A 25,248-nucleotide genomic window follows, 5' to 3' on the forward strand; every position below is an offset into this window, starting at 1 on the left:
CGTCACCGTCCCACGGGAGCACCTGGGGCTACGGCACTCCGGCGGCGCGCTCAGCATGGCGCCCCTGGGCTGGAGGGGTCCGGAAGGCTTCCGCTGAGTCTCGTGACGACAAGGGATGGGCTTGTGGCAGTCGGTCGCTACCGCCTGGCTGGCCCGACCTGGAGCGAAGCGAACAGCGCCTCGCGCCCTTCCTGGCCTGTGCCTCGCCCGCGGCCTTCGTGGCCATGCAGCGAGGCGTGGACATGGCCCGGGTGGTGGAGTCCCTTGATGATTGGGATGCCGTCCGGCTGGGAGCGTTGGGGCCGTTGGACGCGAAGTCCTCCGGCGTCCTTCAGCGCAAGCGCGCGGCCGTCCTCGTCTCCGTGGTCGAGAAGTACGGCCCACCCCGCGCGGAGGTGTTCGCCCTCTTCATCCTGCACACCAGCTTCGATGACGAGCTGCGCGACCTGCTCCAGCACCTGGCCCGCGACAAGCAGCTCGGGGAGACCCTGGGCGGCATGCCCACCGTGCGCGAGGAGTTGTTGCGCCGGGGCTTGAAGGTCACGGCGTATCCGGAGCGGGAAGAGAGGGCCGGTGACGTCCTGCGGGGTTTGGGCCGCGCGGGGCGGGACGCGCTGTCCAGCACCGACGTGAGCGCGGGGGCCCGCTACGTGGAGTTCTCCGCGAAGCGTGCGCAATTGCCGCCGCCGTATCAGGAAGCGCTCGACGCGGTGGAGCGGGCCCTGCTGGCGGGGCACTTCTCACCGGGCAACGTGGTGCGAGGCGGCTTCGACCACCTGACGTTCGGCGTCCCGATGGGCTTCTTCCACCTGCTCGCGGGAACGGCCCAGGGGACAACGTCGCTGGCGAAGGGCCGGTACGAACAGGCCACGCGGGAGCTGGCACCCGCCGCGCTCATGGTCGCGCTGTACGCGGGAGGCAAGGGCGCACGGGCGCTGCGAGGAGAACGGCCCGCCTTCGACCTGGAGGCGCTCAAGGCCGCGGTGGAGCGGCTGGAGGACCAGCTCGGAGTGAACGCCACCCGGGAGTTGCTGCGTCAGCTCCGCGCGAGCCGGGAAGGTGCCCTCCTCGCCGCCGAGTGGGGAGAAGCCGGAGCGCTCGCGCTGTACGAGGCCCGAGGCAACCCGGCGAAGGCCCAGGCCCTGTTGGCGGAGGCAAGCCGCGAACGCCCGGGCACTACACAGAAGAGCACCGGCAGAAGTGGAGACGCCGCCGCGCTGTCGAAGGACTTCGCGGGAGTACCACCGGAGGTCCTGGAAGCACGGCTCGCCCAGGTGGAGTGGGAGGCCACGGGAGCACGGCTGTCCCGCGATGTGTCGTTCCTGAAGGAGCATCCACCCGAGCGGGGGGCACCGCCTGGAGCCGAAGGGCATCCACTCTGGGCCGAGTACGTGAGCTATCGCGAGGCCAGGCTCGCGGAGCTGGAACAGGGCACGCCCGCGAAGGGTCCCCTGCGTTGGGAGGGATACCTGGATCTGCGCGGGCAGTTCGTCCGCGGGCTGATGTTCGAGCGAGACATGGTCGCCCGCCTCAGGGCGGACGCGGCATTGCCCCGAGCGCAGCGTCGGTGGCTCCGGGACTTCGAGGAACCCCGCATCGAAACGCACGTGGGCATGACGAAAGCGGACCTGCGCTTCGCGGACGTGCTGGCCGTTGAAACGAAGCCACCGTCAGGCCAACCGCCACGCATGGAGACCTTCAGCTTCAAGAGTCGCGACCTGCATCTCCTCAGTGAGGCAGCACTGACGGCCCAAATGAGGGCGGACGCGCGAGCGGCTCTTCGGTATTACGGTGAGGCCGTGAACGTCCGTAGACCTGGACTGGAAGGGCCGGCACGAATCCGCAGGGTACGCCTCATCTACGAAGGAGGCGATCTCAAGCCTGGGCGTATGGTCGACATGAAGAGACCCCTGAGGTTCCTCCGGGACGAGTTCCCGGATGTGGAGGTCCGAATCCAATGACTTTGGAAAGCCCCCCTAGGCTCATCGCGGCGGACTACCTGCGCCTTTCGTTTGATGGCGCCTGCAACACCCCCGGCGTCCTCGAACGGGAACTCGCGCCGTTTCTTGAAGCACTTGAATCAGGCGCTGGCGAGTGGATACCAGACATCGTCGAAGGGGTGCGGCGCCGCAAATACACACGAGAGGCCGTCGCCAAGGGACTGGCCGAATCGCGCCAGGAAAGAACGACATCCGTGGGGCTCTACCGCACAACGGGGCCCGACCTGGACACGTCACTCCACCTTCGATTTCCGCCACTACGACCCAGCCTGGATCTTTCTCTCACGGTGAATCCGCTCGACCTCTTCGCGCGGGAATCAAGCTGCAAAGAGCTCGTGGAGATGGTCCGAACCTGGGCCATCCACTACCCCGTCACACACGCGACGGCTCACAGCGTGGCGGACAGGGAACTGGCGGACTTCCCCAATTTCGGCCGGGACGACGAGACGACCTACCAGGACGGCTTCGATAAGATCTACGAAGTCTGCTGGCTCAACGTCTTCGGCGCGAAGCTCGTGGACACTGTCGGCCGCGAGCGCATGCGATCCACGCCCGCCCACCGCGTCGAAGAACTTCCCGACGGCTCCATCCTCCTCGTCACCTGGCCTACCGCCGCGGACTTCGCCACTGAGGCCGCCCGCGTCGCGCAGGCCCACGCGTGGGTCCACCTTCGGCCGGACCTCGACTTCGACACGGTGATGGCCATCCTCCGCGAACGAAGCGCGATCCTCGCCCCAGTCGAGCCCCGCTTCGCTCCGGACGTCGCCGCGCTGCTCTCACGCCTCCCCGAATACGTATCCCTGGCCCAGCACCAGCGGCGCATCGCGGAGCTCAATGCCTACGTCCCGCCAGAGCCAGACGAATGGCTCCCCCTGGACGCGGCCCTGCCGTCAGACGTGGCCGACCCGAAGGCCGCCCTCGATCAGTACGCATACTTCGCGGAGCGCCTCGTGGCGCTGCTCCACACGCCGGTGCCCTCCGTCTTCAAGGGGTCCCCCGAATCCCTGACGGACATCGACTTCCACTTCTGGAAGGAGACCTTCCCGGACACCTTCGAGCGGCACAACATCGATGCCACCGCGGTCCCCGCCATCGGCGCCTACCTGGGAGAGGTGCTGGTCCGGCACCTGGGCGGTCAATGGCTCCCACGCAAGAACTGGATGGAAGCCCAGGTCCGTGTCGGCGACCGCGTCTGGTTGCCCTTCGCCCGCGCGCACCGCTACATGCGGTCCACCCAGGCGCTGCTGGACCACTCCCTCACCCAGCTCTATCGCGTCGCCGAACGCCACGCCCGCTACTGAGCCGGCGGCTTGAGGTCGTCCGGCAATTGCTCCAGCGCTCCCGGCCGCTCCACTCCGAAGCCCGTGCCGGCGGCCTCCAAGCCACGGGCAGGTCGTGCACGTGCTCCTCCTCCAGAGTCCAAGGGCGGTGAGCCCGTAGCGCGTGGAATCCCCTTGAGGGATCGTCACGGGCTGTGATTCAGCCATGGCGATTCCTCGTGGGCTCCACCGTGCGGCGGTGGGCGTTGCTGACCTGCATGGCCCTGCTCATCGCGGGCTGTGCTTCGTCACCGTCCCACGGGAGCACCTGGGGCTACGGCACTCCGGCGGCGCGCTCAGCATGGCGCCCCTGGGCTGGAGGGGTCCGGAAGGCTTCCGCTGAGTCTCGTGACGACAAGGGATGGGCTTGTGGCAGTCGGTCGCTACCGCCTGGCTGGCCCGACCTGGAGCGAAGCGAACAGCGCCTCGCGCCCTTCCTGGCCTGTGCCTCGCCCGCGGCCTTCGTGGCCATGCAGCGAGGCGTGGACATGGCCCGGGTGGTGGAGTCCCTTGATGATTGGGATGCCGTCCGGCTGGGAGCGTTGGGGCCGTTGGACGCGAAGTCCTCCGGCGTCCTTCAGCGCAAGCGCGCGGCCGTCCTCGTCTCCGTGGTCGAGAAGTACGGCCCACCCCGCGCGGAGGTGTTCGCCCTCTTCATCCTGCACACCAGCTTCGATGACGAGCTGCGCGACCTGCTCCAGCACCTGGCCCGCGACAAGCAGCTCGGGGAGACCCTGGGCGGCATGCCCACCGTGCGCGAGGAGTTGTTGCGCCGGGGCTTGAAGGTCACGGCGTATCCGGAGCGGGAAGAGAGGGCCGGTGACGTCCTGCGGGGTTTGGGCCGCGCGGGACGGGACGCGCTGTCCAGCACCGACGTGAGCGCGGGGGCCCGCTACGTGGAGTTCTCCGCGAAGCGTGCGCAATTGCCGCCGCCGTATCAGGAAGCGCTCGACGCGGTGGAGCGGGCCCTGCTGGCGGGGCACTTCTCACCGGGCAACGTGGTGCGAGGCGGCTTCGACCACCTGACGTTCGGCGTCCCGATGGGCTTCTTCCACCTGCTCGCGGGAACGGCCCAGGGGACAACGTCGCTGGCGAAGGGCCGGTACGAACAGGCCACGCGGGAGCTGGCACCCGCCGCGCTCATGGTCGCGCTGTACGCGGGAGGCAAGGGCGCACGGGCGCTGCGAGGAGAACGGCCTCCCTTCGACCTGGAGGCGCTCAAGGCCGCGGTGGAGCGGCTGGAGGACCAGCTCGGAGTGAACGCCACCCGGGAGTTGCTGCGTCAGCTCCGCGCGAGCCGGGAAGGTGCCCTCCTCGCCGCCGAGTGGGGAGAAGCCGGAGCGCTCGCGCTGTACGAGGCCCGAGGCAACCCGGCGAAGGCCCAGGCCCTGTTGGCGGAGGCAAGCCGCGAACGCCCGGGCACTACACAGAAGAGCACCGGCAGAAGTGGAGACGCCGCCGCGCTGTCGAAGGACTTCGCGGGAGTACCACCGGAGGTCCTGGAAGCACGGCTCGCCCAGGTGGAGTGGGAGGCCACGGGAGCACGGCTGTCCCGCGATGTGTCGTTCCTGAAGGAGCATCCACCCGAGCGGGGGGCACCGCCTGGAGCCGAAGGGCATCCACTCTGGGCCGAGTACGTGAGCTATCGCGAGGCCAGGCTCGCGGAGCTGGAACAGGGCACGCCCGCGAAGGGTCCCCTGCGTTGGGAGGGATACCTGGATCTGCGCGGGCAGTTCGTCCGCGGGCTGATGTTCGAGCGAGACATGGTCGCCCAACTCCGAGCGGATGCGGCACTGCCGCGGGCACCGCGTCGGTGGCTCAAGGACTTCGATCAGCCCCGCATCGAAACGCACGTGGGCATGACGAAATCGGACCTGCGCTTCGCGGACGTGCTGGTCGTTGAAACGAAGCCACCGTCAGGCCAACCGCCACGCATGGAGACCTTCAGCTTCAAGAGCCGCGATCTGCATCTGCTGAGCTTGGGCGAGCTGACAGCTCAAATGAAGGCGGACGCGCGTGGAGCGGTCCAGTATTACGGCGAGACCGTGAACATCCGTCGGCCAGGACTCGAAGGATCGGTGCGAATCCAGAGGGTTCGCCTTGTCTATGAAGGTGGCAGATTGAAACCCGCCAAGGGAAGCACGCTCAAAGGCGCGTTGGAGTCCGTCCTTAGCAACGTCGCTGGCGTGGAGGTCGTAATTCAGTGACAGACGACAACCTGCTGCTCTCGTTCAATGGAGCCTGCAACACACTCGCGGATCACATAGGTGAATTGGCGCCGCTGCTCACCGCGCTTGAGTCAGGTGCAGGTCCATGGATGCCGGACATCACCCAGGGGAAACGGCGGCAGCGTTACACACGCACGGCGGTTGTGAAGGCCCTGACAGAATCACGAGAAGAGCGAACTACCTCCGTCGGACTCCACCGCACGACGGGGCCCAAGCTGGACATGGAGATTCTGCTTCGCTTTCCACCTCTTCCTCCGAGCCTTCGCATATGGATCGACATCAACCCGATTGACCTATTCGCGGAGGAAGCCCGCTGCCAGGCGTTCGTGGAGATGGTCCGTGCATGGGCCATCCACTATCCCGTCACCCACGCCTCGGCCCACAGCCTGGCCGACAAGGAACTGGCGGACTTCCCCAATTTCGGCCGAGACGACGAGACGACCTTCCGGGACGGCTTCGACAAGGTCTACGAACTCTGCTGGCTCAACGTCTTCGGCGCGAAGCTCGTGGACACCGTTGGCCGCGAGCGCATGCGCTCCACGCCCGCCCACCGCGTCGAAGAACTCCCGGACGGCTCCGTCCTCCTCGTCACCTGGCCCACCGCCGCTGACTTCGCCAGCGAGGCCGCTCGCGTCGCCCAGGCCCGCGCGTGGGTCCATCTCCGGCCAGACCTGGACTTCGACACCGTGATGGCCACCCTCCGCGAACGAAGCGCCACCCTCGCCCCCGTCGAACCCCGCTTCGCTCCGGACGTCGCCGCGCTGCTCTCACGCCTCCCTGAATACGCCTCCCTGGCCCAGCGCCAGCGGCGCATCGCGGAGCTCAACGCCTACGTCCCTCCAGAGCCAGACGAGTGGCTCCCCCTGGACGCCGCCCTGCCTTCAGACGTGGCCGACCCGAAAGCCGCCCTCGAGCAGTACGCATCCTTCGCGGAACGCCTCGTGGCGCTGCTCCACACGCCGGTGCCCTCCGTGTTCAAGGCGTCCCCCGAATCCCTGACGGACATCGACTTCCACTTCTGGAAGGAGACCTTCCCGGACACCTTCGAGCGGCACAACATCGATGCCATCGCCGTCCCCGCCGTGGGTGCCTACCTGGGCGAAGTGCTGGTCAAACACCTGGGCGGCCAATGGCTCCCACGCAAGCAATGGATGGAAGCCCAGGTCCTAGTCGGTGACCGCGTGTGGCTGCCCTTCGCCCGCGCGCACCGCTACATGCGGTCCACGCAGGCGCTGTTGGACCACTCCCTCACCCAGCTCTACCGCGTCGCCGAACGCCACGCCCGCTACTGAGCAGGCGGCTTGAGATCATCCGGCAACCGCTCCAGCGGAGGACGCTCCAGCGCCCCCGGCCGCTCGACGCCAGAGGCCGTACCCGCGTCCTCCACGATGGTGCCCGCATCGCTCTGCCCCGTGGGCGGCGGCGAGGGCTTGTCCGAACAGCCGGCGAGAACACCGACACACAACACGAAGATCCAGTGGCGCATGGTCGCTCCTAGTACTTCACCCAAATGACCGTGCCCGGATGGATCTGCGTGAGCGCGGTGACGCCGGACTCCTTCTCGATGAGCGCCTGCGTGACGGGGTTGAAGCTGTACGCCTGCGTGCCAGACCAGACAATGAGCGCGTCCTTGAACACGGTCAGGTCATGCACGTGCTCCCCTACCGTGTACTGGTTCCAGCCCGGCAGCCGCGAGGGCAACAGGTAGAGCGACGGCGCCGGGTTCTCCGAAGGCACCGTGCCCGCGTCCCCGTCGTGGCTGTGCTCACCGCCCGCGGTGCTCGTCCACTCCACCACTGTCAGCGCCCCGCCTGGCGTGCTGCACGTCTGCGTCGTGGGGAAGAACAGCGTGGTGAACGGCTTCGAGGGCAGCTTCATGCGCAGCCCCAGGTGGAAGAAGTGCGTGTCCGCCGCCTTCACGTTGCCCGTGGGCTTCGTCCACGTCACCGCCGTCACGTTGCCGGAGGCGTCCTTCTCCACCTCGGCCGTGCCGAACACGGAGTCCACCGGGCGCACGTTCGTGACGCCCTCCGGAATCTGGACCCGCATCTTGTACGTGTCCGCGCCTTCACAGCCGTGGCTCACCGTGATGTCAGCCTCGAAGGTCGCCCCGGCATGGGGAGGCGTGGCACCCGCCACCGCCGCGTGCGCGAAGGCGGATGAGGACAGCAGCGAACCCGCGACAACACACAGCGGCCCCAGGCATGACTTCATCGGCGGACTCCAGGAAGAAAGGAACATCCTGGATATCAGCCTCCCGTGGCGCGGACGCTGCGGTCATTTGTCGCAGCGTCCGCACCGGGCATCCTCACGGCAGCGCGATGCGCCCCGGAGCGTTCTGGGTGCCCTGCTCGGTGTGACAGCTGTTGCAGTCCCCATTGCTCTGCGGCGTGGCCATCATCCGCGACGTGCCATCCGGCCCCACCAGCCGCGCCCGGTACGGCATCGGGAAGGACGGCTGGAGCGTCGTGGACATGAAGTTGCCCGCGGAGTTCGGCACCAGCGTGAGCCGCACCTGATCCTCCAGGTCCAGGATCTCCACCTTCACGTTCGACGGCTCCTGCAGCCGGGCATCACATCCGTCCGCCTCGTGGAGCGACGGAAACACCGTGCCCATGAAGAAGTACGCCATGGAGGGCGCCTGCCTCAGGTGACAGTTCCGGCAGGCGTAGCCAGGCGCCATGGTGGCCCCAGTGCCACCCGTCGCCTCGGTCCAGATGCGTCCGCTCGCGCACGTCGTCGGCGCGGGCCCCGGCTCCACGCCCGCGTCGACGTCCACGTCCAGCACCACCGCCATTCCCGGCTCCGGGGAACACCCCAACGCGCCACACAAGAGCAGCGCCTTCCACGTCCACCCCGTCACGTCCCGACTCCATCCCGGCATGGCTCTCACACTCCCGGGCGGCGTCTACCACGCGCGCAGTGCTCCCCCCGTGCGGCAAAACCGCGCAGGGCCATGTCGGACCCACCCCGTATCCTCCTCAAACACTCATCAGACGAATTCAAGGAATCCTATTTTCACTGGCAATTCCCAGACACAGACAGCAGCCGGGCGATCCCACCGAGGCAAGACGCTCGCGGGGAGACGGACCCATACACTCCGCGTGTTCCCGTCGCATGATCCGATGTGTCACGTTTACACGGACACCGCGCGCACTATCCCGCGAACAGGGGAGGTCCCCGGGTTTCCGACCTTGGGGGTCATTTGAATGTTCCTCCATTCGCGCGATGAAGTGACGGGCGGCCCAGACGCTCTCCGAATTCCGTCACCATGAAATTCGCACCCTGCTCCGCTCCTGATTCACGAGCTCTCCGCCGTGCCCACCGGCCGGCAAGGCTCCAATGTGGGTGGGGGGGATTGCTCGCGCCCGCGCCAGGCGATACATGCGCGAGACAACGCCCCTTCACGGCGGGTGCTGATTGCGACTGACCTCTTGAATCCCTGTCTTGCCGGGAGACAGCAGCCCCCCGGCCCCTGAATCCGCGTCTCCGTGCTCTCCGTGCACGGAAACACCCCCGCCTCGCAGGAGTCGCGTCAATGCCCACTGGAACCACGCCCGGTTCTTCCCCGGTCCCCGAGTTTGCGTTTTCCACCCTGGTTGAATTGCTTCGCGTTCGCGCAAGCACCCAGGGCGACCGTCGCGGATTTACGTTCCTGCTGGACGGGGAAACGGACGAAGCGCACCTGACGTACGCGGAGCTGGATCAGAAGGCTCGCGCGATCGCGGCGGCGCTCCAGGCTCGCGGAGCCCAGGGACAGCGGGCGCTGCTGCTGTACCCGCCCGGGCTGGACTACATCGCCGGGTTTTTCGGCTGTCTGTACGCGGGCGTGATCGCGGTCCCCATCTATCCGCCGGACCCCATGCGCCTGGCGCGCACGCTGCCGCGCCTATTGGCCATCAGCCAGGACGCGCAGGCCACCATCGCCCTCACCACCGACTTCATCTACGGCATGGGGGAGATGCTCTTCGAGCAGGCGCCGGAGCTGCGGGAGCTGCACTGGATTGCCACGGACACGCTGGACGCGGAGGTCGCCGAAGGGTGGAAGGACCCCGGCGTGGCCACGGACACGCGGGTGTTCCTCCAGTACACGTCCGGCTCCACGTCGTCGCCCAAGGGCGTGGTGCTGACGCACGGCAACCTGCTGCACAACTCGAAGCTGATCCACTCGTGCTTCGGTCACTCGACGCAAAGCCAGGGTGTCATCTGGCTTCCGCCGTACCACGACATGGGCCTCATCGGCGGCATCCTGCAGCCGCTGTACGGCGGCTTCCCGGTGACGCTGTTCTCGCCGGTGGACTTCCTCAAGCGCCCCATGCGCTGGCTGGAGGCCATCTCCCGCTACAAGGCCACCACGAGCGGCGGGCCGAACTTCGCGTTCGACCTGTGCGTGCGCAAGAGCACGCCGGAGGAGCGCGCGAAGCTGGACCTGAGCCACTGGGACCTGGCCTTCAACGGCGCGGAGCCCATCATGCCGGACACGCTCCGGCGCTTCGCGGAGGCGTTCGGTCCGCAGGGGTTCCGCTCGGAGGCCATCTATCCCTGCTACGGCCTGGCGGAGGGCACGCTCATCGCCTCTGGCGGTGACAAGCGCGAGCTACCCGTGCAGCGCACCGTGGACGGGGGCGCGCTGAAGGACAACCGCGTGGTGGCGAAGGAGGCGGCGACCCCCGGCGCCCAGACGCTGGTGGGCTCCGGCCGCAACCTCACGGATCAGCGCCTGGTCATCGCGCATCCGGAGACGGGCGCGCCGCTGGCCGCGGGCCAGGTGGGCGAGATTCGCGTCGCCGGTCCCAGCATCGCGCAGGGCTACTGGGGCCGCGACGAGCAGACGCGGACCACCTTCCAGCAGCCGCTGGCCGGCACGGGTGATCCGACGCCGTTCCTGCGCACGGGCGACCTGGGCTTCCTCGCGGACGGCGAGCTGTTCGTCACCGGCCGGCTGAAGGACCTGATCATCATCCGCGGGCGCAACCACTACCCGCAGGACATCGAGCGCACGGTGGAGTCCGCCCACCCCGCCATCCGCCCCGGCTGCACGGCGGCGTTCTCCATCGAGCAGGACGACGAGGAGCGCCTGATCGTCGTGACGGAGGTGGACCGCCGCGCGGTGGAGCGCGACGGCGTGGACCTGGACGCGCTGGCGCAGGGCATCCGGCAGGCCGTCGCGGCCGGGCATGACCTGCAGGCCCAGGGCGTGGTGCTGCTGGGGCCGGGCGCCATCCCGAAGACGTCCAGCGGCAAGATCCAACGCTTCGCCACCCGCGCGGAGTACGTCGCGGACACGCTGGAGGCGCTGCACAAGAGCGTCATCGCCGCCGCGCCCGCGCAGGTGCCCGAGGCCGTGAAGACCGCCACTCCGGAAGCCGCCGCCGCGCCCGCGCCGGTGGGACCGGACACCAGCATGCTGCAGAAGATGCTGGCGGTGGTGACGGACAACACCGCGCGCCGGGCCATGGTGGCGGTGTTCCTCCAGGAGCAGGCCGCGCAGGTGCTGCGGCTGCCCACCGCGCAGGTGGACGTGCAGAAGCCGCTGCATGCCTACGGCGTGGACTCGCTGATGGCGGTGGACTTCAAGAGCGCGGTGGACGCGGGGCTGGGCATCGACCTGCCGCTGTCGGACGTGCTCCAGGGCGTGTCGCTGTCGAAGCTGGCGGAGGTCGTGGTGACGCTGATGTCGGCGCCCCCGTCCCAGCAGTCCTCCAGCGCGGTGGCCGCTTCGTCCGCCACGGGTGACGCGCCCCTGTCCGGTGGGCAGCAGGCATTGTGGTTCATGCACCAGCTCGCGCCGGAGAGCGCCGCCTACCACGTGCCCGTCGCGGTGCGAGTGCGCGCGGGGCTGGACGCGAACGCGCTGAAGGGCGCCTTCGAGGCGCTGGTGGCCCGCCACCCTGCCCTGCGCACCACGTTCGTCATGGCGGCCACCGGCCCCGTGCAGCGCGTGCACGCGGAGCTGCCGCTGGACTTCACCACCACGGACGCGAAGGGCTGGAGCGACGAGCAGGTCGCGGAGCACCTGTCCGCCGAGGCCCGCCGCCCGTTCGACCTGGAGAAGGGGCCACTCCTGCGCGTGCGGCTGGTGTCGCGGTCCGCGGAGGACCACGCGCTGCTCATCGCCATGCACCACATCGTCACCGACTTCTGGTCGCTGGCGGTGATGGCGGAGGAGCTGGACGCGCTCTACCCGGCGCTCAAGCTGGGCAAGCGGCCCACGCTGGCGCAGCCCGCGCGCACCTACGCGGACTACGCGCGCTGGCAGGCGGAGATGCTCACCGGTGCTCGCGGCCAGGCGCTGGAGAAGTACTGGCGCGAGCAGCTGTCCGGCACGCTGCCGGTGCTGGACCTGCCGACGGATCACCCGCGGCCCCCGGCGCAGACCTTCAACGGCCGCGTCCACACCACCCGGCTGGACGCGAACATCGCGAGCGCGGTGAAGACGCTGGCGCGCGACAACGGCGCCACGCCGAACATGGTGCTCCAGACGGCGTTCCAGGTGCTGCTGCACCGCTACACCGGCCAGCAGGACTTCACGCTGGGCGTGGTGAGCGCGGGCCGCGGACGCGCGGAGCTGGCGGGCATCACCGGCTACTTCGTCAACCCGCTGGTGGTGCGCACGCGGCCGTCCCCCTCGCTGTCCTTCACGGACTACCTGGCCCAGACGCGCCAGACGATGCTGGGCGCGCTGGAGCACCAGGACTACCCCTTCAGCGCGCTGGTGGACCGGCTGCAGCCGGTGCGGGACCAGAGCCGCTCGCCGTTGTTCCAGGTGATGTTCGTCTACCAGCGCGCCTCCAAGCTGGACGAGCGCGGCCTCACGCCCTTCGCCCTGGACATCCCGGGCGCGAAGTCCACCGTTGCGGGCCTGCCGATTGAATCGCTGCTGCTGTCGCACGGCGGCGCGCAGTTCGACCTCACGCTCACCATGGGCGAGGCGGACGGCGAGCTGGTGGCCTCCTTCGAGTACAACACCGACCTCTTCGAGGCCGGCACCATCGAGCGCATGGCCGGGCACCTGGCCACGCTGCTGTCCGGCATCGCCGCCCAGCCGGGCCGCGCGCTCGCGGGGCTGCCGCTGCTCACGCAGGCCGAACAGCAGCAGCTCCTGGAGACCTGGAAGGGTCCGCGCGTGCCGCTCACGCAGGCGGACATGCTGCCCGCGCTCTTCGCGGCGCAGGTGGCTCGCACGCCTGACAACGTCGCGGTCCTCTTCAAGGACGCGCAGCTCACCTACCGTGAGCTGGATGCTCGCGCGGGGCAGCTCGCCGCGTGGCTGCGCGGCGCGGGCGTGAAGCCGGGCGACATCGTGGGCATCTGCCTGGAGCGCTCGGTGGAGACGCTGGTGTCCGTGCTGGCCGTGATGGCCGCGGGCGCGGCGTACGTGCCCATCGACCCGGCCTACCCCTCCGAGCGCGTGGCCTTCATCCTGGGCGACACGCAGGCGCCGGTCCTCATCACCCAGTCCTGGCTCCAGCGCACGCTGCCCTCCGGCATGTCCGCGCGCACGCTGTTCGTGGACCAGCCGCTGGACGGCGCGCTGTCCTCCGCGCCCGCCGCGACGGTGGCGGCCGGGGACCTGGCGTGCCTCGTCTACACCTCTGGCTCCACGGGTCAGCCCAAGGGCGTGATGCTCGAGCACGGGGGCCTCGCGAACCTGGTGCGCTCGTTCGTCGAGTCCTACGCGCCTGGCGCGACGGACCGGATGCTGCCGCTCACGTCGGTGGCCTCCGCCAGCTTCGTGGGCGAAATCCTCCCGCTCCTGTGCACGGGCGGCGCGCTGGTGCTTCCCACCGAGGATGAGATCCTCGACCAGGAGAAGCTGTACCAGCTCATCACCCGACACACCGTCACCATCGTGAGCACGGTGCCCGCGGTCATCGCCGGGCTCAACGCGCGCCTGGAGCAACTGCCGCCGCTCAAGCTGGTGCTCTCCGGCGGCGAGGCGCTGGTGGCCAGCGACGTGGAGAAGCTGCTCGCCACGGTGCCGGTGGTGAACGGCTACGGCCTCACGGAGACCACCGTATGCTCCACCTACCACCGCATGGCGGTGGAGGACCTGCAGGGCCACGCGTGGGTGCCCATTGGCCGGCCCGTCATCAACACGGACGTGTACGTGCTGGACGCGGAACGCAACCTGCTGCCCGTGGGCGTCGCCGGTGAACTGTATGTAGGCGGCCTGGGCGTGGCGCGCGGGTACTGGAAGCGGCCGGAGCTGACCACGGAGCGCTTCGTCGCGAATCCGTTCGGCTCCGACAAGGGCGAGCGCCTGTACCGCACGGGCGACCGCGCGCGCTGGCTGCCGGACGGCGTGCTCACGTTCCTGTCCCGCGCGGATGATCAGGTGAAGATCCGCGGCTTCCGCATCGAGCTGGGTGAGGTGGAGGCCGCCGTGCGCCGCCACCCGGCCGTGAAGGACGCGTTCCTGATGGCGCGCGAGGACTCACCCGGCGACAAGCGCCTGGTGGCCTACGTGGTGCTGGGCGAGCCCGCGCCCACGCACTCGGACCTGAGCACCTTCCTCGCGGAAGGGCTGCCGCCGTACATGCTGCCGTCCGCGTATGTGCCGCTGTCCGCGCTGCCCCTGTCGCCCAACGGCAAGGTGGACGCGAGGGCGCTGCCCGCGCCGGAAGGGGCGCGCCTCGCTTCCGGCGTCGCCTACGCCCAGCCGCAGAGCGCGGTGGAGCGCAGCGTGGCGGCCATCTGGGCGGCGGTGCTCAAGGTGGAGCGCGTCGGCCTCAACGACAACTTCTTCGAGCTGGGTGGCAACTCGCTGCTCATCGCGCAGGCCCACCGGCGGCTGAAGGAAGAACTGGGCGCGGAGCTCGCGCTGGTGGACATGTTCAAGTTCACCACGGTGAGCGCGCTGGCCCAGCACCTGGCGAACAAGGGCGAGGACTCGGGCGCGGCCTCCCAGAAGATCAAGGACGAGGCGGAGCGCCGCCGGGCCGCCCAGGCGCGGCGCCAGCAGGCGCGCGGCCGTGGCAAGTAACCAACGACTTTCAGGCACACCCCAAGATTTCGAAGGACGGCTCCATGAGCACTGAAACTCCCGAAGTGGATGGCATCGCGGTCATCGGCCTGGGCGGCCGCCTGCCCGGTGCGAAGACCATCTCCGAGTTCTGGAAGAACCTCACCGGCGGAGTGGAGAGCATCACGTTCTTCACCGATGAGGAGCTCATCGCGGAGGGCGCCGACCCCGCGATGGTCCGCGCGCCCAACTACGTGAAGGCCCGCGGCACGCTGGGCGACACGGATCAGTTCGACGCGGCCTTCTTCGGGATGAACCCCCGCGAGGCCGCGCTGATGGACCCGCAGCACCGCGTCTTCCTGGAGTGCGCGTGGGAGGCGATGGAGGCCGCCGGCTACAGCCCGGAGCGCCAGCCCGGCCGCGTGGGCGTGTTCGGCGGCATGAGCATGAACACGTACCTGCTCTCCAACCTGTACTCGCACCTGGCGCACGTCGCGTCGGTGGAGAGCCTCCAGGCGTCCATCGGCAACGACAAGGACAGCCTCACCACGGAAGTGGCGTACCGGATGGACCTGAAGGGGCCGGCCGTCACGGTCCAGTCCTCGTCCTCCACGTCGCTCACGTGCATCCACTACGCCTGCCAGAGCCTGCTGTCGTTCGAGTGCGACATGGCCCTGGCCGGTGGCGTGTCCATCCACTTCCCGGAGAAGGCGGGCTACCTGTACCACGAGGGTGGCACCACGGCGCCGGACGGCCACTGCCACACCTTCGACGAGGAGGCCGCGGGCTTCGTCGCCGGCCACGGCGCGGCGGTGGTCGCGCTCAAGCGCCTGTCGGACGCGCTCAAGGACGGCGACACCGTCTACGCGGTGGTGCGCGGCTCGGCGGTGAACAACGACGGCTCGCAGAAGGTCAGCTACATGGCCCCTGCCGTCGCGGGTCAGGCGGAGGTCATCGCGCTGGCGCAGGCCGTCGCGGGCGTGGATCCGGACTCCATCGGCTACGTGGAGGCGCACGGCACGGCGACCAAGGTCGGTGATCCGATTGAGGTCGCGGCGCTCACGCAGGCCTTCCGTCAGGGCACGGACAAGAAGAACTTCTGCGCGCTGGGCTCGGTGAAGAGCAACATCGGCCACCTGGACTCGGCGGCGGGCGCGGTGGGCTTCATCAAGGCGGCCCTCACGCTGCACCACAAGGTGATTCCCCCCAGCCTCAACTTCAAGAAGCCCAACCCGGCGTGCGACTTCCCCAACAGCCCGTTCTACGTGAACACGGAGCTGCGCGACTTCCCTCGCGGTGAGACGCCGCGCCGCGCGGGCGTCACATCACTGGGCATGGGCGGCACCAACGCGCACGCCATCCTGGAGGAGGCGCCGGAGCTACCCGCCACCGACAAGGCCCGCCTGCCCGCGCAGGTGGTGCTGCTGTCCGCGCGCACGGAGAACTCGCTGGAGGTCGCCACGGACCGGCTGGCCGCGCACCTGCGCGAGAACCCCAACGTGGACCTGGCGGACGTGGCGCACACGCTCCAACTGGGCCGCAAGCGCTTCGGCAAGCGGCGCGCGGTGGTGGCGCGCACCACGGCGGAGCTGGCCTCCACGCTGGCGGAGCGCACCCCGGGCCGTGTCTTCTCCGGCAGCGCGGAGAACAGCGGCCGTCCGGTGATGTTCATGTTCTCCGGGCAGGGCTCGCAGTACGTGGAAATGGGCCGCGAGCTGTACGAGACGGAGAAGTCCTTCCGCGCCCAGGTGGACACCTGCGCGGAGAAGCTCAAGCCGCACCTGGGCCTGGACCTGCGCACGGTGCTGTACCCGGCCGCGGAGTCGCGCGAGCTGGCGTCGGAGCGCCTCAAGCAGACGGGCCTCACCCAGCCCGCGCTGTTCGTCATCGAGTACGCGCTGGCGAAGCTCTGGGAGTCGTGGGGCGTGACGCCGCACGCGATGGTGGGCCACAGCATCGGTGAGTACGTGGCGGCGTGCCTCGCGGGCGTGTTCACGCTGGACGACGCGCTGGCGCTGGTGGCCGCGCGCGGCCGGCTGATGCAGTCGCTGCCCGCGGGCTCCATGCTCGCGGTGTCCCTGCCGGAAGAGCACGTCACGCCCATGCTGCCGGAGGGCCTGTCCGTGGCGGCGGTGAACAGCCCGGCCACGTGCGTGGTCGCCGGCCCCACGCCGCTGGTGGACGCGTTCACTGAGACGCTGAAGCTCCAGGGCCTGGCGTCCTCGCGGCTGCACACGTCGCACGCGTTCCACTCCGCGATGATGGACCCCATCCTGGACTCCTTCCGCGAGGCGGTGCGCAAGGTGGCCCGGAAGGCGCCGACGAAGCCCTACCTGTCCAACGTCAGCGGCACCTGGGTGACCGCCGAGCAGGCCACGAGCCCCGACTACTGGGCGAAGCACCTGCGCGGCGCGGTGCGCTTCGCGGACGGAGTGGGAGAGCTGCTCAAGGAGTCCGACGCCATCCTGCTGGAGGTGGGCCCGGGCAACACGCTCGTCACGCTGGCCCGGCAGCATCCGGACAAGGGCGCGAAGCACGCGCTGATCAACTCGCTGCGCCACCCGAAGGAGCAGGTCGCGGACCTGGACCACGTGCTGGCCACGCTGGGCCGGCTGTGGCTGGAGGGCGTGGAGGCGGACTGGGATGCGTTCCGGGGCGGTGAGAAGCGCCGCCGCATCGCGCTGCCCACGTCCCCGTTCGAGCGTCAGCGCCACTGGGTGGACCCGCGCAAGGAGACCGCCGCCGACGGCGAGCGCGCCGAGTGGGCGTCCGCGGACCAGAAGCAGCCCGTGGCCCGCTGGTTCTACCTGCCGTCGTGGCAGCGCGCGCTGCCGTCGCCGCAGGGCACCTGGAGCGAGAAGAAGGCCACCTGGTGGCTGCTGCTTCCGGACGACTCCAACGAAGGCGTGGGCGCGCGGCTCGCGCTCAAGCTGGGCGAGGCCGGCCAGGACGTAGTGCGCATCACCCCGGCCGCAGTCACCGCGAAGCATGACGAGCATCACTGGTCGCTCGCGCTGGGCGGCGAGGCCACGGTGCTGGAGGCGCTCACCACGCAGGGCCGCGCCCCGGACCACGTGCTGCACCTGGGCACGCTGGGCCTGGGTGACGCGCACGGCGAGGCGGACTTCGAGTCCGCGCTGGGCAAGGGCTTCCTGGGGCTTCTGTCCCTGGCGCAGGCCCTGGGCCGTCAGCCGGGCACGCGGCCGGTGTCGCTGGTCGCGGTGACGAACCGCATGCAGGCGCTGGGCGACGAGGCGCCGAACCCGGAGCTGGCCACGGTGCTGGGCCCGGTGCGCGTCATCCCGCAGGAGTACGGCCACCTGTCCGCGAAGGCCGTGGACGTGCGCCTGCCGCCGTCCGGCAGCTGGCAGGAGACGGCGCTGGTGGAGGCCCTGCTGTCCGAGGCCGCCACGCCGTCCAAGCTGGAGACCGTCATCGCGTACCGGGGTGGGGCCCGCTGGGTCCAGCACTTCGAGCACGTGCCGGCGGACGCGCCGCGCGCCGCGCAGTTGCCGCTGCGCGACGGGGGCGTGTACCTGCTCATCGGCGGCTTCGGCACGCTGGGCTTCTCCCACGCGAAGTCGCTGGCGAAGCGCACGAAGGCGAAGCTGGTGCTCGCGGGCCGCACGGCACTGCCGGAGCGCTCGCAGTGGGACGCGCACCTGTCCGCCCATGGCGAGGACGACGCCGTCTCCCGTCGCATCCGTCAGGTGCGGGAGCTGGAGGCGCTGGGCGCTCAAGTGCACACCGTGTCCGTGGACGCGGGCAACAAGGTACAGGTGAAGGAGACCGTGGACGTGGCGCTGACTCACTTCGGCGCACTGCACGGCGTGGTCTTCGCGGCGGGTGACGTGGGCCAGGCGCTTTTCCGCGCCATCCCGGACACCCGGCCCGAGGACGTGCGCGACACCTTCCACGGCCGCGTGCGCGGGCTGTACGCGCTGGAGGAGGCCGTGCGCGGACGCGCGCTGGACTTCTGCGTGCTGTCGTCGTCGCTGGCGGCGGTGCTGGGCGGCCTGGGGCTCGCGTCGTACTCGGCGGCCACGTCCTTCATGGACGCGTTCGCCACGAAGCAGGCGCAGACGTCGCCGGTGCCGTGGATGAGCGTGGGCTGGGACGCGTGGCAGTACGAGTCCCGCGCGGGCGGCGCGCAGAGCCCGTTCGGCGCGCTGGCCATCACCGCCTCCGAGGGCGAGGACGCCTTCGAGCAGCTCTTCCAGCTGGGCGCCGTGTCGCACGTGGCCGTGTCCACGAGCAACCTGCGCGCCCGCGCGCGCAAGTGGGCCCAGCCGGCCGCCGCGCAGGAGCAGGCGGAGGCGAAGCAGGAGGCGGGTTCGTCCCTGGGCACCACGCCCCGGCCCGCGCTCCAGAACGCCTACGTGCCGCCTCGCGACGAGCTGGAGGAGAAGATTGCCCGCCTCTGGCAGACGACGCTGGGAATCGACCAGGTCGGCGTGCACGACAACTTCTTCGAGCTGGGTGGCAACTCGCTCGTCGGCGTGAAGCTGATTGCCCGCGTGCGCGAGCAGTTCGGCGTCGCGCTGCCGGCCGTCACCCTCTACGAAGGCCCCACCGTGGGGGCGCTGGCCAGGCTGCTCAAGGCCGCCAGCGGCACCGAGGACACGGAAGCCGCGCCCGAGGAGACCGAGGCGCTCAGCCGCGGGGAGCGCCGCCGTGCGCGCCGCGCCAACCGCCAGGGCGACAGCGCCTCCGACGAGGAGTAGCCGTCCCCTCCCCCACCTTTCGCCGCCCGAGCACACCCCATGTCCGCTGAATCGAACATCGACGCGCAGGCCATCGCCATCGTCGGCATGGCCGGACGTTTCCCCGGCGCTCCCGACCTGGACTCCTTCTGGAAGAACCTGCGTGACGGCGTGGAGTCCATCCAGCCCGTCCCCGACGCGGAGCTGGAGAAGCTGGGCGTGGACCCCGTCCTTCGCAAGGACCCGCGCCACGTGAAGGCCAGCGCCGCGCTCGCCGGAATGGAGCTGTTCGACGCGGGCTTCTTTGGCTTCACGCCCCGCGAGGCGGAGCTGATGGACCCGCAGCACCGCGTCTTCCTGGAGTGCGCGTGGGAGGCGATGGAGAAGGCAGGCCACACGCCGGAGGGCTTCGACGGCTCCATCGGCGTGTTCGCGGGCGCGGCCACCAACACGTACCTGGTGTTCCACCTGGTCCCCAACTTCGACCAGTTGAGCGGCATGGACCAGGTGCAGATCGACGTGAACAACGGCGGCGACTTCCTGGCCACCCGCGTCGCGTACAAGCTCAACCTGCGCGGCCCCAGCTACTCCATCACCAGCGCGTGCTCCACGTCGCTCGTGGCCACGCACGCGGCCTGCCAGAGCCTCCTGAACGAGGAGTGCGACCTGGCCCTGGCCGGTGGCGTGTCCGTCCACGTGAAGCACCCGGAGGGCTACCCCTTCGTGCCCGGCGGCATCGTGTCCCCGGACGGCCACTGCCGCGCGTTCGACGCGAAGGCGGAGGGCACGGTGTTCGGCAGCGGCGTGGGCGTGGTGGTGCTCAAGCGGCTGGCGGACGCCATTGAAGACGGCGACCACATCCACGCCATCATCAAGGGCAGCGCCATCAACAACGACGGCGCGCTGAAGGTGGGCTTCACCGCCCCCAGCGTGGAAGGCCAGGCCACCGTCATCACCGAGGCCCTGGGCGCGGCGGGCGTGGCGCCGGAGACCATCGGCTACCTGGAAGCGCACGGCACCGGCACGAAGATGGGTGACCCCATCGAGGTGCGCGCGCTCAACAAGGCGTTCAAGTTCCGCTCGGCGGCGGCGAAGGCGAACCCGCCCAGGATTCCGGTGGGCTCGCTCAAGAGCAACATCGGCCACCTGGCCAACGCGGCCGGCGTGTCCAGCCTCATCAAGGCCGTGCTGACGCTGGAGCAGCGGCAGATTCCTCCCAGCCTCCACGTGACGGAGGTGAACCCGGAGATTCCGTTCGCGGGCGGCCCGTTCTTCGTCAACACGAAGCTCACCGACTGGCAGGCGAACCCCAAGCATCCGCGCCGCGCGGGCGTGAGCTCCTTCGGCGTGGGCGGCACGAACGCGCACATCGTGTTGGAAGAGGCGCCTGTCCTTCCCGCGTCCGGCGCGTCCCGGCCCGCGCAGCTGCTGGTGCTGTCCGCGAAGAGCGACGCGGCGCTGGATGCGGCAACGAAGAACCTGGCCGCGCATATGAAGGCGCACCCCGCGCAGGCGCTGTCAGACGTGGCCTTCACGCTCCAGGCGGGCCGTCAGGCCATGGCGAAGCGGCGCGTGCTGGTGTGCCGCGACCGCGACGACGCGCTCGCCGCGCTGGAGGTGGAGAACAGCCCCCGCCAGTGGACGAACACGCCGGACGTGCATGAGCGGCCGGTGGCCTTCCTGTTCCCCGGCCAGGGCTCGCAGTACGTGGGCATGGCGCGCGACCTGTACGCGTCCGAGCCGACCTTCAAGCGGCACCTGGACGCGTGCGCGGACAAGCTGACGCCGCACCTGGGCCTGGACCTGCGCACGGTCCTCTTCCCGGATGCATCCAAGGCGGAAGCGGCGACGCAGGCGCTGACGCGCACGGAATTGACGCAGCCCGCGCTCTTCGCCTTGGAGTACGCGATGGCGAAGCTGTGGATGGCGTGGGGCGTGAAGCCCTCCGCGATGCTGGGGCACAGCATCGGTGAGTACGTGGCCGCGTGCCTCGCGGGCGTGTTCAGCCTGGACGACGCGCTGTCGCTGGTGGCCGCGCGCGGCAAGCTGATGCAGGGGCTGCCCTCGGGCGCCATGCTGTCCGCGAAGCTGGACGAGTCCGCGCTCAAACCGATGCTCCCCGCGAACGTCAGCGTGGCGGCCGTGAACGCGCCGGGCTTCACCGTCGTGGCCGGTCCCACCGACGCGGTGGACGCGCTCCAGGCGAAGCTGGAGGCGCAGGGCGTGGAGGTGTCGCGGCTGCACACGTCGCACGCGTTCCACTCCGCGATGATGGACCCCATCCTCGCGCCCTTCACCGAGCGCGTGCGCCACGTGAAGCTCAACGCGCCCACCCTGCCCTTCCTGTCCAACGTGACGGGCACCTGGATTGAAGCGGCGCAGGCGACCGACCCGGGCTACTGGGCCACGCACCTGCGTCAGGCCGTGCGCTTCTCCGTGGGCCTCCAGGAGCTGTCCCGCAAGTGGCCGCAGGCAGCGCTGCTGGAGGTGGGCCCCGGCACGGTGCTCACCACGCTGGCGAAGCAGCAGCCGGGCGCGGAAGCGCGCGTACTCATCTCCTCCACGCGTCACCCGCGCGAGCAGGCGCCGGACCTCCAGGTGCTCCTGGGCGCGCTGGGCCGGTTGTGGCTGGGCGGCGTGACGGTGGACTGGAAGGGCTTCGCGGGCAACGAGCAGCGCCGCCGCGTGCCGCTGCCCACCTACCCCTTCCAGCGCGAGCGCTACTGGATCGACGCGAAGCCGCTGGGCGGCGGGGCCCGTACGGACGCGCCCGCGTCGCTGGCGAAGCGCTCGGACGTGGCGGACTGGTTCTACGCGCCGTCGTGGAAGCTGTCCCCGCTGCCCAAGGCGAAGGACGCGGCGGGCGCGGGCTGGCTGGTGCTCGCGGACGACACCGGCGTGGCGGAGGCCCTGGCGCCGAAGCTGGAGGGAGACGTCTTCCGCGTCGTCCCCGGCGCGCGCTTCGAGCAGCGTCCGGACGGCACGTTCACGGTGGACCCGGCGCGCCGCGAGGACTTCTGCGCGGTGCTGGAGGCGCTGAAGAAGCAGGGCCGCGCGTTCTCCAACGTGGTGCACCTGTGGAGCCTGTCGCGCGAGCCTGTGTCCCAGGAGAAGTCGCTGGACCTGGGCTTCCACAGCCAGCTGTTCCTCGCTCGCGCCCTGGGCGACACGGGCCACATCGAGCCGCTCACCTGGTCCGTGGTGACCAGCCGCTCCGCCCGCGTGGAGCAGGCGGACGCGCAGCTGCCGGAGCAGGCCCTGCTGGTGGGCCCCTCGCGCGTGCTGCCGCAGGAGTACCCGAACCTGGCGTGCCGCTTCGTGGACGTGGTGCCCGGCGACGCAAGCGCGGTGGCGGACCGGCTGACCGCGGAGCTGCGCGCCGAACCGCGTGACGCGGTGGTGGCCCTGCGTGGCCGCCAGCGCTGGGTGCAGACCTTCGAGCCCGTGCGGCTGGAGGCGGCCGGCGCGGAGGTGCTGCGCGACGGTGGCGCGTACCTCATCACGGACGGCCTCACCGGCATCGGCCATGCCCTGGCGTCCGAGCTGGCCACGGTGCACCACGCGAAGCTGACTTTGGTGGAGACGGCGGACTTCCCCAGCCGCGGCCAGTGGACGGCGTGGGTGGAGAAGCACGGCGTGCAGGACGCGGTGTCCCGCCGCATCCAGCGCGCGCTGGCCCTGGAGCGCACGGGCGTGGAGATGCTGGTGCTGCCGGCGTCCCTCACCGAGGTGGAGTCCATGCGCGGCGTGGTGGACGCGGCGGTGGCGCGCTTCGGCCGCATCGACGGCGTCATCCACGCGGCGGGCGGCATGCAGGGCGCCACGCTGGGCACCATCGCGGAGACGGGCCCGGACGAGTGCGCCTGGCACTTCCGCCCGCAGGTGCACGGCGTGCGGGTGCTGGAAGAGGTGCTCCCGAAGGAAGGCCCCACGTTCTGCCTCCTCGTGTCGTCGCTGTCGTCCGTGCTGGGCGGCCTGGGCCAGGTGGCGCAGGCCTCCGCCAGCGCCTTCATGGACGCCTTCGCGGAAGCGCGCACGGAGGGCTTCGCCTACCCGTGGCTGAGCGTGGACTGGGACGCGTGGCAGTTCGCGGACGCGCAGGCCATGGCGGAGCTGTCCCCCACGCTGGCCCAGTTCGCCATCCAGCCCGCCGAAGGCCTGGAGGCGCTGCGCCGCGCGCTGTCGCATGGCGAGAGCGGCCGGCTGGCTGTCTCCACCGGTGACCTGGCCGCGCGCCGCCGTCAGGGGCCTCGTGCCGCGAAGACGGAGAAGGGCAAGAAGGACGCGGCGAAGGGCAACAAGCACGCGCGGCCCTCCATCCTCACGCCCTACGCCGCGCCTCGCACGGAGCTGGAGAAGACCGTCGCGGGCATCTGGGAGCAGGTGCTGGGAATCGGCGGCATCGGCATCCACGACAATTTCTTCGAGCTGGGCGGCCACTCGCTGCTGGCCACGCAGCTGCGCAACCACATCCACGCGGTGCTGAAGGTGGACCTGTCGCTGCGCGGCCTCTTCGAGACGCCCACCGTCGCGGGCGTCGCCGGGCGCGTGGAGCAGGAGCTGGGCAAGCGCGCGGCCTCCACGGAGAAGCCCATCGCGGAGCGCCTGCGCACCGCGTTCCCCACCGAGCGCCCCGCCCTGCTCACCGAGTACCTGCGCCACCACATCTCCGAAGGGCTGCGCATCCCGCTGGACAAGCTGCCCGCCGACGGCAGCCTCAAGGGCTACGACCTGCACGCGCTGGGCGCGGAGCTGGAGTACGACCTGCGGCAGGACTTCAAGTTCCAGCTCTACCCGCACGAGGTGCAGGCGCACCCGTCCATCCCGGAGCTGTCCAAGTACCTGCTGGTGGAGATGGACCGCCTGCAGGACCCGCAGCGCTTCGCGGAGAACAAGCCGCTGTCCGCGTACCCGCTCAAGCCTTATCGAGCCCAGACGTCCGGCATGCAGCGCACCAACAAGGCGAAGAAGAACCCGCCCATGGTGTTCGTGCACTCCAGCCCGCGCGCGGGCTCCACGCTGTTCCGCGTGATGCTCGCGGGACACCCGCGGCTGTTCTGCCCGCCGGAAGTGAACCTGCTCTTCTTCGAGGGCATGCGCGAGTGGCGCGAGAACATCGGCTTCGGCAGTGAGATGGAGTGGACCACGGGCGGCCTGCAGTGGGCGCTCATGGAGCTGGAGAAGCTGGACTCGCCCGCCGGCGCCGCGCTGGTGGACCGGCTGGTCGCGGATGACCTGTCCGCGCAGGACGTCTACCGCCGCCTCCAGGAGAAGTCCTCGCCCCGGCTGCTCGTGGACAAGACGCCCACGTACGCCATGGACGTGGAGACGCTGGAGCGCGCGGAGCGGATGTTCGAGGGCAACAAGTACATCTACCTCTACCGCCACCCGCTCCCGGTGATGGAGTCCATCCTCCGGATGCGCTTCGACCGCCTCTTCGCCGCCGGCCTCTTCGGCGACGCGGACGTGGACCCCTACGTGGTGGCGGAGACGGTGTGGGCCCTGTCCAACCGGAACCTGCTCAACTTCTTCGACGGCATCGGCCGCGAGCGCTGCCACTGGGTGCGCTACGAGGACCTGGTCGCGGACCCCACGAAGGTGATGACCGGCGTGGCCCGGTTCCTGGGGCTCGAGTTCGACGAGCGCATGGTCCAGCCGTACGACGGCAAGAAGGACCGCATGATGGGCGGCCTGGGGGATCCGAACATCCTCCAGCACCAGGGCATCGAGAAGAAGATGGGCGAGTCCTGGAAGCGGATCAAATGGCCCCGCCCCTTCGACGCCTCCACCCACGCGGTGATTGAGCGGCTGGGCTACTCCGTGGAGGGCGCCACGCCCGCGCAGCCCCTGGTGACCGCGCCGCCGGTGGTCACGCCCGCCGCGAAGCAGAAGGTGTCCGCGGCGGAAGCGGAGAAGCTGCTGGAGAACATGGACCAGCTGTCGGACGAACAGGTGGCGGAGCTGCTCGCGGTGCTGGAAGACGCGGGCGGCGGTGACGGTGGTGACAGCAGCAGCAGCGAGGACGCGGCCTGA

At 70.0% G+C, this 25,248-nt stretch carries 10 protein-coding genes; 7 read left to right on the forward strand and 3 right to left on the reverse strand.

Annotated elements, in window-relative coordinates; all coding sequences use genetic code 11:
• Positions 1-224: 224 nt before the first annotated feature.
• From D7X99_RS06925 to D7X99_RS06940, 4 genes are all read left to right on the forward strand, one after another.
• Complete coding sequence (locus D7X99_RS06925; RefSeq protein ID WP_233613164.1) at positions 225-1,961, forward strand: hypothetical protein; 1,737 nt, start codon at positions 225-227, stop codon at positions 1,959-1,961.
• Positions 1,958-3,301: a hypothetical protein gene (locus D7X99_RS06930; protein WP_121777055.1), complete on the forward strand. Its 1,344-nt coding sequence runs from the start codon at positions 1,958-1,960 to the stop codon at positions 3,299-3,301. Before D7X99_RS06925 ends, D7X99_RS06930 begins: the two co-directional genes overlap by 4 nt.
• Before the next feature lie 488 nt (positions 3,302-3,789).
• Positions 3,790-5,526 carry a hypothetical protein gene (locus D7X99_RS06935; RefSeq protein WP_233613166.1) on the forward strand — a complete coding sequence of 579 codons (1,737 nt, stop codon included), beginning with the start codon at positions 3,790-3,792 and terminating at the stop codon, positions 5,524-5,526.
• 56 nt (positions 5,527-5,582) lie between these two features.
• Positions 5,583-6,839: a hypothetical protein gene (locus D7X99_RS06940; RefSeq protein ID WP_233613168.1), complete on the forward strand. Its 1,257-nt coding sequence runs from the start codon at positions 5,583-5,585 to the stop codon at positions 6,837-6,839.
• Here the strand turns inward: D7X99_RS06940 and D7X99_RS06945 are convergent.
• The 3 genes from D7X99_RS06945 to D7X99_RS06955 form a co-directional block, all read right to left on the reverse strand.
• Positions 6,833-7,033, reverse strand: coding sequence for a hypothetical protein (locus D7X99_RS06945; protein WP_121777057.1), 201 nt, complete (start codon positions 7,031-7,033; stop codon positions 6,833-6,835). The genes D7X99_RS06940 and D7X99_RS06945 overlap by 7 nt on opposite strands.
• A gap of 8 nt (positions 7,034-7,041) precedes the next feature.
• Positions 7,042-7,761: a YcnI family protein gene (locus D7X99_RS06950; protein WP_121777058.1), complete on the reverse strand. Its 720-nt coding sequence runs from the start codon at positions 7,759-7,761 to the stop codon at positions 7,042-7,044.
• Between the two features lie 94 nt (positions 7,762-7,855).
• On the reverse strand, positions 7,856-8,410 hold the full coding sequence (locus tag D7X99_RS06955) for a hypothetical protein (RefSeq protein WP_147476045.1): 555 nt from the start codon (positions 8,408-8,410) through the stop codon (positions 7,856-7,858).
• A 741-nt stretch (positions 8,411-9,151) separates the two neighbouring features.
• On the opposite strand from D7X99_RS06955, the gene D7X99_RS06960 reads away from it, so the two are divergent.
• The 3 genes from D7X99_RS06960 to D7X99_RS06970 are packed head-to-tail and all read left to right on the forward strand — an operon-like array spanning position 9,152 to position 25,248.
• Entirely contained in the window at positions 9,152-14,533 is a 5,382-nt protein-coding gene (locus D7X99_RS06960) for a non-ribosomal peptide synthetase (protein ID WP_158626938.1), read from the forward strand.
• A 44-nt stretch (positions 14,534-14,577) separates the two neighbouring features.
• On the forward strand, positions 14,578-19,236 hold the full coding sequence (locus D7X99_RS43505) for a type I polyketide synthase (RefSeq protein WP_121777061.1): 4,659 nt from the start codon (positions 14,578-14,580) through the stop codon (positions 19,234-19,236).
• Between the two features lie 39 nt (positions 19,237-19,275).
• Positions 19,276-25,248 carry a type I polyketide synthase gene (locus D7X99_RS06970; protein ID WP_121777062.1) on the forward strand — a complete coding sequence of 1,991 codons (5,973 nt, stop codon included), beginning with the start codon at positions 19,276-19,278 and terminating at the stop codon, positions 25,246-25,248.

This window comes from Corallococcus sp. AB032C (assembly GCF_003668935.1).
Classification (GTDB): domain Bacteria; phylum Myxococcota; class Myxococcia; order Myxococcales; family Myxococcaceae; genus Corallococcus; species Corallococcus exiguus.

Bases quoted from the DNA above. Each gene is read 5' to 3' on its own strand.
- D7X99_RS06935 (WP_233613166.1), top strand. From the start codon at position 3,790: ATGCAGCGAGGCGTGGACATGGCCCGGGTGGTGGAGTCCCTTGATGAT.
- D7X99_RS06950 (WP_121777058.1), bottom strand. From the start codon at position 7,761: ATGAAGTCATGCCTGGGGCCGCTGTGTGTTGTCGCGGGTTCGCTGCTG.
- D7X99_RS06945 (WP_121777057.1), bottom strand. From the start codon at position 7,033: ATGCGCCACTGGATCTTCGTGTTGTGTGTCGGTGTTCTCGCCGGCTGT.
- D7X99_RS06925 (WP_233613164.1), top strand. From the start codon at position 225: ATGCAGCGAGGCGTGGACATGGCCCGGGTGGTGGAGTCCCTTGATGAT.
- D7X99_RS06970 (WP_121777062.1), top strand. From the start codon at position 19,276: ATGTCCGCTGAATCGAACATCGACGCGCAGGCCATCGCCATCGTCGGC.
- D7X99_RS43505 (WP_121777061.1), top strand. From the start codon at position 14,578: ATGAGCACTGAAACTCCCGAAGTGGATGGCATCGCGGTCATCGGCCTG.
- D7X99_RS06930 (WP_121777055.1), top strand. From the start codon at position 1,958: ATGACTTTGGAAAGCCCCCCTAGGCTCATCGCGGCGGACTACCTGCGC.